This is a genomic window from Rhizobium sp. SVR5-9E (assembly GCF_056755095.1).
Window position 1 is genome coordinate 1 of the sequence record NZ_JBNDHS010000754.1, and the last position, 235, is coordinate 235.

1 protein-coding gene is annotated in these 235 nt (G+C 54.0%); it reads right to left on the reverse strand.

Features of this window, described 5'->3' with window-relative positions:
* Positions 1-235 (reverse strand): TolB family protein (locus tag ACPYOJ_RS36850; protein ID WP_481420611.1); only part of this gene is annotated, 235 nt, incomplete at both ends.

Genomic DNA, 235 nt, shown 5'->3' on the forward strand with positions numbered 1-235 from the left:
GATCCCATCCCCTGAGAAGAGCTGTAGATTACCATAGTGCCGTTAGGTGCCAGACTTGGCGTTTCATCCAGGAACGTTGACGACAGAACTTGAACGCCACCCGCTACCAGATCTTGTTTGGCAATGTGCTGCTGCCCACCGTTGGAGCCGACCATTACCATAAATTTACCGTCGCTGCTCACGTCCGCGTTTTGGTTCTGCGAACCTTCCCAGGTAATACGCTGTGGAGCACCGC